Below are 254 nucleotides of genomic sequence, written 5' to 3'. Positions count from 1 at the left end.
AGATAAATCGCCGCCTCCGCCAGGCTATTGCTGATCGCCGGCCGCGAAACAGAGGGCAACGCAAACGTCGTGCTGCGATTTTCGTGATCGGTCCACACCACCGACTCACCAATCACAGAAAGCCGCTGGGCCAGCGAATGGCTCCAGCCAAACCCCAGCCCGCAATCCACTTCCACGGCACTGGTGCGGTACACCCTTGTCCAGGCAAACGGCAGAAGCCCGTCCAGCTCACCGTCCGTGAGGGTCAGCAGTTC

The 254-nt window shown here is 61.4% G+C and carries 1 protein-coding gene; it reads right to left on the bottom strand.

The window, feature by feature from the left end; all coding sequences use genetic code 11:
• On the bottom strand, positions 1-254 hold a 254-nt coding region (locus tag AAEZ06_RS27810), incomplete at both ends, for a DUF6531 domain-containing protein (RefSeq protein ID WP_350617382.1).

The organism is Pseudomonas sp. HY7a-MNA-CIBAN-0227, assembly GCF_040310325.1.
Classification (GTDB): Bacteria; Pseudomonadota; Gammaproteobacteria; order Pseudomonadales; family Pseudomonadaceae; genus Aquipseudomonas.
Note: the sequence above shows the minus strand (reverse complement) of the source record. Positions and strands in the feature narration are given on the sequence as shown.